Below are 8,206 nucleotides of genomic sequence, written 5' to 3' on the forward strand. Positions count from 1 at the left end.
GCAGAGCGTAGCCCTCCTGAGTCGGCCCGGTCGATGCGTGGGCGGTGCCCAGCAGCGGAGATATCGGTCATCTCACAGCGGTGCGATGCCGGTCACATCTGTCGGTAGCATCGCCGCGTGAGGCTCACGGACCGCCTCAAGCGCGGCTTCGTCGGTCGCCCCCTTGGGAGCGACAAACTCGGCGAGACGTTGCTGCCAAAGCGGATTGCCCTGCCTGTTTTCGGTAGCGACCCGCTCTCCTCGGTGGCGTATGCCACGGAGGAGATCCTGCTTGTCCTGTCGCTCGGTGGTCTGGCCTTCTACCACCTTGCGCCGTGGGTCGCGGCCACGGTCGTCGTGGTGCTGCTGACCGTCGTCGCCTCCTACCGCCAGAACGTGCGCGCCTACCCCACCGGGGGCGGCGCTTACGAGATCGCGATGACGAACCTGGGGCCGCGGGTCGGCCTCACGGCCGCGAGCGCGCTGCTCGTCGACTACGTCCTCACGGTCGCGGTGTCGGTTGCCGCCGGGGTGGCGAACCTCGCGTCGGCCATGACCAGCCTGGCCGGCCACAAGGTGCTCATTTCCGTGGTGCTGATCGTCATTTTGACGATAATCAATCTGCGCGGTGTCCGCGAGTCGGGCACGGCGTTCGCGCTCCCGACGTACGGCTTCATCGTCGGCGTCATGGTGATGGTCGCGGTCGGGTTGCTGCAGACCGCGTTCGGGCACACGCCCCAGGCCGAGAGCGCGAATTACCAGGTGCACGCCGAGTCCGCCTTCGGCGGCCTTGCCACCGTCTTCCTGGCGTTGCGGGCGTTCTCCTCCGGCTGTACCGCACTCACCGGTGTGGAGGCGATCAGCAACGGGGTCCCGGCGTTCCGTCCACCCAAGAGCCGCAACGCAGCCACGACGCTGCTGGCGATGGGACTGATCGCGGTCACGATGTTCAGTGGCGTCACCATCCTGGCGATGATCTCGCATGTCCACGTCGCGGAGAACCCGGCGGATCTCATCGGTGCAAACGGGACCGCAACCGGGACACAGCGTACGGTCATCGCGCAGGTGGCCGCCGCAGTCTTCGGGGACGGGTCGTTCGGCTTCCTCTATGTCGCCGTCGTCACGGCGCTGATCCTCGTGCTGGCCGCGAACACCGCCTTCAACGGCTTTCCGGTCCTCGGGTCGATCCTGGCCAGGGACGGTTATCTGCCGCGCCAGCTGCACACCCGTGGCGATCGCCTGGCCTTCAGCAACGGAATCATCACCCTCGCCGCTCTCGCGATTCTCCTGATCGTCGCGTTCGACGCCGAGGTGACCAGGCTCATCCAGCTGTACATCATCGGCGTGTTCGTGTCGTTCGTGTGCAGCCAGACCGGGATGGTCCGGCACTGGCAGACCCTCCTACGAAGCGATGATCCTGAGGCTGGCGACCCGGTCGCCCGCCGACGTATCCGGCGTTCGCAGGCGATCAACTTTGTCGGCGCCTGCGTGACCTCTGTCGTGCTGGTCGTGGTTCTGGCCACGAAGTTCGCGCGTGGCGCGTGGCTCGTCTGTGTGGCCATGCCGGTGATCTTCGTGGTGATGCGGGCGATCCGCCGGCACTACGACCGGGTGGCCCACGAGCTGGCGGCCGAGCCCGGGCCGCCGACGTTGCCGTCCAGGGTGCATGCGGTGGTGCTCGTCAGCAAGATCCACGAACCGACACTGCGGGCCCTGGCGTATGCCAAGGCCACCCGTCCCCACTCCCTGGTCGGGCTTACCGTAGCCGTCGATCCGGCCGAATCCGGTCGGCTGCGTCAGGCCTGGGACGAACGGGGGATCGGCATCGATCTGGTCGAACTCGCCTCGCCCTACCGCGAGATCACCCGGCCGGTGTTGGACTACGTCGCCGGCATCCGACGGGAGAGCCCGCGCGACGTGGTCGCGGTGTTCATCCCCGAGTATGTGGTCGGGCGCTGGTGGGAACAGCTCCTGCACAACCAGAGCGCACTGCGGCTCAAGGGGAGGCTGCTCTTCCAGCCGGGCGTGATGGTCACCAGCGTCCCCTGGCAGCTCGCCTCCTCGGAGCAGGCCGGTCGGCGCCAGGACCGGACGGCGCCGGGAGCCGTGCGCCGGGCCACCGGTTCGGCCGCCCCCGCTCAGGCCACCGCCGGGCGGGACACCGCCGACAGGGACACCGCCGGGCGGGACACCGCCGACAGGGACACCGCCGGCACGGCCGCTGCCGGCACGGACGCCGGGACGACCGGAGCCACCCGACGATGAGCGGCCACGGGCACCGGCCCGGCCGCCCCGAGCAGGCCGGCGGCGCGTCCGTTGACGCGGCCGCGCCGGTTGTCGAGCTGGACATCGGGTCGGTGGCGCACGGTGGGACCTGTGTGGCTCGTCACGAGGGCCGGGTCGTCTTCGTCCGGCATGCACTGCCGGGTGAACGGGTCCGAGCCCGCCTGACCGACACCTCGCACGACCGGTACTGGCGCGCTGACGCGGTCGAGGTCCTGGCGGCCTCTGCGGACCGCGTGCCGGCGCCGTGCCCGCACGCCGGGCCCGGCCGGTGCGGGGGATGCGACTGGCAGCACGCCTCGCTTGCCGCGCAGCGGCGGTTCAAGGCCGAGGTGGTCCGCGAGCAGCTGCGCCGCCTGGCCGGGCTCGACTGGCCGGTGGAGGTCGAAGCGCTGGACCCGCCGTCGGGTTCGCCGTCGGGTTCGCCGTCGGGTTCACCGTCCGACGGTCTCGGCTGGCGCACCCGGATGCGTTACGCACTGACCGAACAGGGCCAGGTCGCGTTGCGGGGCCACCGCTCGCACGAGGTGATCGCGGCGGCGGACTGCCGGATAGCCCACCCGCTCGTGCGTGCCGCGGTCACCGGCCGGACCTTCCCGACGACCAGCGCGGACCCGAGCGCCGGTGCTGTCGAGATTGAGATTGAGGTCGCCGCGAGCGTCTCAAGTGGTAGCACGCTCGTCACACCAGTGGAATTAATCACTACGGCGGGTGGCTCCGCCGGGCTTCGCCCGGTTGACGACGAGATCGTGGAGGTGGTAAACGGACGCCGGTTCAGGTTGGCTCCCGGGGTGTTCTGGCAGGTCCATCCGGGCGCGCCCGAGGCGCTGGTGGACGCGGTCCTGGCGGGTCTGGCGCCACGTCCCGGGGAACGTGCCCTCGATCTGTACGCCGGTGCGGGTCTGTTCACCGCCGCGCTCGCCGACGCCGTCGGTCCCGATGGGGTCGTGGTGGCGATGGAGTCCGACCCACAGGCGGTGGCGTCCGCCGCGCGCAGCCTCGCAGACCTCCCACAGGTGTCGTTGCGCGGAGTTCGGGTCTCGCCCGGATCCCTGCGTGGGCTGGCCGGTACCGGCGCTGACATCGTGGTCCTTGATCCGCCCCGGGCGGGCGCGGGCGCAGGCGTGATGCGCGAGTTGCTCGCCCTGCGTCCTCGGGCGGTCGCGTACGTGGCCTGTGATCCCGCACCCCTTGGCCGGGACCTTGCCGTGGCCGTCACGGCGGGTTACTCCATGGTCGGGCTGCGGGCGTTCGACCTGTTCCCGATGACCGCACACGTCGAATGCGTGGCGTTACTTCAGCGGCCCGGCTGACTCCTCTCATCTCGGTGGACACGCCGTCTCATCGTGGTGGACACGCCCGGCGGGAGCGGCGCGCGCACGCTGCGGCGTCGCCGGACGGCTCAGATCCCCCGGGGCAAACCGCGCATCGTAAGCGCCGGATGGCCCCCTTGGAGCCTGTTTGGAACGTGTTCACATGTCCAGTCTGTGACCGCGACTGATCCTCTGACCTGCGTAGACTGAGCGGCGTCCGGGGCCGATCCCCTCAAAAGGGGGGGCAGGGAGTGCACGGAGAGGAAGTGCCGGTGTCGCTTCTGTCGACCGTCCGCAATCCGCACGATCTGAAGAAACTCGCAGTTGATGATCTTCCCGCGCTGGCGGCGGAGATCCGCGACTTTCTCATTCACGCGGTGGCACGCACAGGTGGTCATCTCGGGCCGAATCTTGGCGCCGTCGAGTTGACCATGGCGATCCACCGGGTTTTCGACTCGCCTCATGACCGGATCCTTTGGGACACCGGTCACCAGTCGTATGTCCACAAGATTCTGACCGGCCGTGCGGACGCGTTCGCCGACCTGCGTCAGCGCGGTGGCCTGTCGGGGTATCCCAGCCAGGCGGAGTCACCGCACGACATCATCGAGAACTCGCACGCCTCGACGGCACTGTCCTACGCGGACGGGCTGGCACGGGCGTACGCGTTGCGCGGCGAATCCCGCTCGGTCGTCGCTGTCGTCGGTGACGGCGCGTTGACCGGTGGCATGTGCTGGGAGGCGTTGAACAACATCGCGGCCGCCGATCGTCCGGTGATCGTGGTTGTCAACGACAACGGACGCTCCTACGCCCCGACGATCGGTGGGCTGGCCGACCATCTGGCCGCGCTGCGCCTGGCACCCGAGTACGAGCAGGTGCTCGACGTCGTCAAGCAGGTGCTGGGCCGTACGCCGCTGGTCGGTGCGCCGCTCTACGATGCCCTGCACGGGATCAAGAAGGGCATCAAGGACGTCGTCCAGCCGCAGGGGATGTTCGAGGATCTCGGTCTGAAGTACGTGGGGCCGGTGGACGGGCACGACGTCCACGCGGTCGAGTCGGCGCTGCGGCGCGCCCGTGACTTCGGCGGGCCCGTCATCGTCCACTGTGTGACCCGCAAGGGCTTCGGCTATCCGGCCGCCGAGCAGGATGACGCCGACTGTTTCCACGCCGTCGGGGTCATCGATCCGAGCACCGGCAAGCCGGCCGCGGCCGGCGGTGGCGGCGGCATCAGCTGGACGGGCGTCTTCTCCGACGAGATCGTCCAGATTGGCCGGGAGCGTCCGGACGTCGTCACGCTCACCGCCGCCATGCTCCAGCCGGTCGGCCTGAAGGCGTTCGCCACGGCCTTCCCGGACCGGGTGTTCGACGTCGGCATCGCCGAGCAGCATGCGGTCACCTCGGCCGCAGGCCTGGCCATGGGTGGCCTCAAGCCGGTGGTGTGCGTCTACGCGACCTTCCTCAACCGGGCCTTCGACCAGGTGTTGATGGACGTCGCCATGCACCGGCTGCCGGTCACCTTCGTCCTGGACCGGGCCGGTGTCACCGGCGAGGACGGGCCGTCCCACAACGGTATGTGGGACATGTCCTTCCTCCAGCTCGTGCCTGGGTTGTCCCTGGCCGCGCCGCGGGACGAGCCCACGCTGCGGGCCGAGCTCCGCGAGGCGCTGGCGATCACCGACGGTCCGTCGGTGGTGCGCTTCGCCAAGGGCAAAGTCAACCCGGACATCCCCGCGATCGAGCGGGTCGGGTCGGTCGACATCCTCTACCGCTCACCCGAGGTGACACCGTCGCGTGAGGTGCTCCTGGTGGCGGTGGGCGCGATGGCGAACACCTGCATGCAGGTCGCCGAGCGGGTCGCGAGCCACGGTATCGGGATCACGGTTGTCGACCCGCGGTGGGTCAAGCCGCTCGATCCGGTGCTCGTCGATCTCGCCCGGATGCACTCGCTCGTGGTCACGGTTGAGGACAACGGCCGGGTCGGCGGGGTCGGGTCGACCTTCGCGCAGCTGCTGCGCGACGCCGACGTGGACGTACCGCTGCGGGACTTCGGCATCCCGCAGATCTTCCTCGACCAGGGCAAGCGCCCGGAGGTCATGGCCGAGATCGGCCTGTCCGCCCAGGAGCTCGCCCGCAAGGTCGTCGAGATAGTCGCGGGCCGTGCGCCCGTCCTCGACGAGGATGCCGAGGAGTCCGAGGAGGAAAGCGCGGCCGGTCAGCTCTGAGCTCCACATCAACCCTTCGGGGTCGGTGCGTCCGTCCGAACGGTCCGGTGGGCTTTGTCCTCGCCGGACCGTTCGGCGTTGTCGGAGTTCGATCCGTTCGGCGGGGGCCGGTGACTGGCCGGAGCGTCGACGAGTTTGCGCCATGTCATGGCGGTGTGATGGTTGATCGTTGGATCGACGCTACGCTGAGCAGATGTGGCATGTACGTTCTGTTGACGGATGGGTCGGTCGGGCGGCCGGGCGCTGTCACTCAGAACCGGGCCGACCAGAACCGGGCCGACCAGAACCGGGCCGACCAGAACCGGGCCGACCAGAACCGGGCCGACCAGAACCGGGCCGACCGGGCTCCAGCCGTCGAGGGCTGCGGTGGTGGTTGACGCGGGTGGCGTTGCTGCTCGCGGTCGGGCTGCTCTGCCTTGCGCTGGTCGGTCAGTGGAACGCGGTCCGGGCGTCGTTCGACGACCTGACCGTGGTGAGCGTCGCCGCAGCCGGAGGCGTCACCGTGCTGGCGGTCGGGACGAGCGTGCTGTCCTGGCGGGCGCTGTTGGTGGGGCTCGGCGCGGAACTGCCGTTACGGGCGGCCGTGCGGGTGTTCTTCGTCGGGCAGATCGGCAAGTACGTCCCGGGCAGCGTGTGGCCGGTGCTGGCGCAGATGGAGCTGTCGAGGGCCTACGGCGTGCCCCGGGCAAAGGCTGCGTCGGCGAGTCTGATCGTGTTGGCGCTGGCGGTCCCGTGCGGCGGACTGGCCGCGGCCGTGACCCTGCCGTTTGTGTCGGCGACCGCATTAGGTCACTACGGGTGGGCGCTGCTGGCGGCACCGGGGTTTGCGGTGGTGCTGTATCCGCCGGTGCTGTCCAGGCTGCTGGCGCTCGCGTTCGGTCTGCTGCGCCGGTCACCGCTGGAGCGTCCGCTCGCCGTCCGCCCGGTGCTGGCCGGTGCCGGCTGGCTGCTGACGGGCTTCGTGCTCTACGGCGTCGCGACCTGGCTGCTGGCACGTGATCTTGCGCCGTCCGTGCACGGGCCGCGCCTCCTGCTGCTCTCGGTCGGCGGGTACGCGCTCGCGTGGACGGCCGGGTTCCTCGTCCTGCTGGTCCCGGCCGGTGCGGGCGTGCGCGAGGCCGTACTGATTCTGGCGTTGGCGCCGGTGCTCGCGCACGGCCCTGCGACGCTGCTCGCCCTGGTCATCCGGCTGCTCGCGACCGTGGCCGATCTCTTGTGGGCGGCAGGCGGCATGGCCGTGCGTCCGGGCGACGCCCAACCGGTGTACGCGGCCTGCGGGGTGCCGGCCTGCGGGGTGCCGGCCCGCGGGGTGCCGGCCCGCCGCCCCGGCAGCTCTCAAGGATGTGAATCGGATGCTTCCATAACAGCATCGGATTCACATCCTTCGGCACCGTGAGCCGACGCGTTCCGGGCTGATCCCCTTGTAGGGCCTGTTTGATGGATCTTCGATCGCTTCGCCCAATATCCATCAGACAGGGGGAATGGGCGGGTTCATGACGATCGACGGTAGACGACGCCGCGAGGCAGCCATCCCGGCATGATTGTGAATGAGGCGCAGGTGTCCGCGGCCCTGCCCGGCTACGATCTGGGCGCCAAACTCGGCGCGGGTGCGTTCGGGCTGGTGCTGGCCGGCCGGCATTGCGGTCTGAACCGCCAGGTGGCGATCAAGATTTTGGCTGCGGGGCACGACGGAGCGGATGCGGGTTTCGCCGCCGAGGCGCAGCTGCTTGCCGCCATTGATCACCCGCATGTGGTCCGGGTCTACGACTACGTCGAGAACGACGACCTCTGTCTGATTGTCATGGAATTGCTGGGCGGGGGGACGTTGACCCGTCGCCGGGCCGGCATGTCGGCGGAGGCTGCCTGCGCGGTGGGTCTGGCTGTGGGTCTGGCTGTGGCGGCGGCGTTGTCCTGCGCGCATTCCCCGGGGGTACTGCACCGCGATATCAAGACCGACAACATGCTGGGCGACACCGCCGGTTTGTTGAAGGTGACGGATTTCGGGATCGCGAAAATCCTCACCGGGTTGGCGGCAACCGCGAGCGCGATTATCGGGACGCCGATGTCCATGGCTCCCGAACAGATCACCGCCGGCCGCCTCGGCCCGGCGGTCCGGCCACCGATGCCCAGCTGGGCCTTCCGGACGGGGTGGCGGTCGACGAGGCCGGCGACATCTATATTGCCGACGCCAACAATCGGCGGATCCGGAAGGTTGACACGGCCGGGCGGATCAGCACAGTCGCAAAATAGGCCGTGACCCGAAAATTCGCCGGCCCGGCCAGGACGCCGTCGTCGAAACCGGTTCGGCTCGGTCCGGCCCGCCGAACGTGGCCGCCGGTCGTGAGGCGCTCGGACCGTACCCGCGGTGCGCCCGGGACTCGGGGGACGTCCCGGCGCTGACCCAAGGGATTT

6 protein-coding genes and 1 pseudogene are annotated in these 8,206 nt (G+C 69.5%); all 7 read left to right on the forward strand.

The window, feature by feature from the left end; all coding sequences use genetic code 11:
• Positions 1-117: 117 nt before the first annotated feature.
• The 7 genes and pseudogenes from U9979_RS10775 to U9979_RS25180 all read left to right on the forward strand — a co-directional run bounded on the left by U9979_RS10775 (position 118) and on the right by U9979_RS25180 (position 8,044).
• Positions 118-2,244, forward strand: coding sequence for an APC family permease (locus U9979_RS10775; RefSeq protein WP_322779258.1), 2,127 nt, complete (start codon positions 118-120; stop codon positions 2,242-2,244).
• Entirely contained in the window at positions 2,241-3,575 is a 1,335-nt protein-coding gene (locus U9979_RS10780; protein ID WP_322779259.1) for a class I SAM-dependent RNA methyltransferase, read from the forward strand. Before U9979_RS10775 ends, U9979_RS10780 begins: the two co-directional genes overlap by 4 nt.
• 272 nt (positions 3,576-3,847) lie before the next feature.
• A complete protein-coding gene (gene dxs / locus U9979_RS10785) occupies positions 3,848-5,794 on the forward strand; it encodes a 1-deoxy-D-xylulose-5-phosphate synthase (protein ID WP_322769696.1) in 1,947 nt (648 codons plus the stop codon).
• Positions 5,795-5,994: 200 nt separating this feature from the next.
• Positions 5,995-6,171, forward strand: coding sequence for a hypothetical protein (locus U9979_RS10790; protein WP_322779262.1), 177 nt, complete (start codon positions 5,995-5,997; stop codon positions 6,169-6,171).
• 5 nt (positions 6,172-6,176) lie between these two features.
• Entirely contained in the window at positions 6,177-7,190 is a 1,014-nt protein-coding gene (locus U9979_RS10795; RefSeq protein WP_416219918.1) for a lysylphosphatidylglycerol synthase transmembrane domain-containing protein, read from the forward strand.
• Positions 7,191-7,331: 141 nt separating this feature from the next.
• Positions 7,332-7,904 (forward strand): annotated as a pseudogene (locus tag U9979_RS10800) (serine/threonine-protein kinase); the annotation flags it as partial.
• Positions 7,905-7,942: 38 nt separating this feature from the next.
• The gene (locus U9979_RS25180) at positions 7,943-8,044 is read left to right on the forward strand and encodes a hypothetical protein (protein ID WP_416219924.1); all 102 of its coding nucleotides are present in this window, start codon (positions 7,943-7,945) and stop codon (positions 8,042-8,044) included.
• Positions 8,045-8,206: the final 162 nt, after the last annotated feature.

This window comes from Protofrankia sp. Cas4 (genome assembly GCF_963555915.1).
GTDB lineage: Bacteria > Actinomycetota > Actinomycetes > Frankiales > Frankiaceae > Protofrankia.

What these genes read in the sequence shown, in the direction of transcription:
- U9979_RS10780 (WP_322779259.1), top strand. Translation starts at nt 2,241, where the DNA reads ATGAGCGGCCACGGGCACCGGCCCGGCCGCCCCGAGCAGGCCGGCGGC.
- U9979_RS10790 (WP_322779262.1), top strand. Translation starts at nt 5,995, where the DNA reads ATGTACGTTCTGTTGACGGATGGGTCGGTCGGGCGGCCGGGCGCTGTC.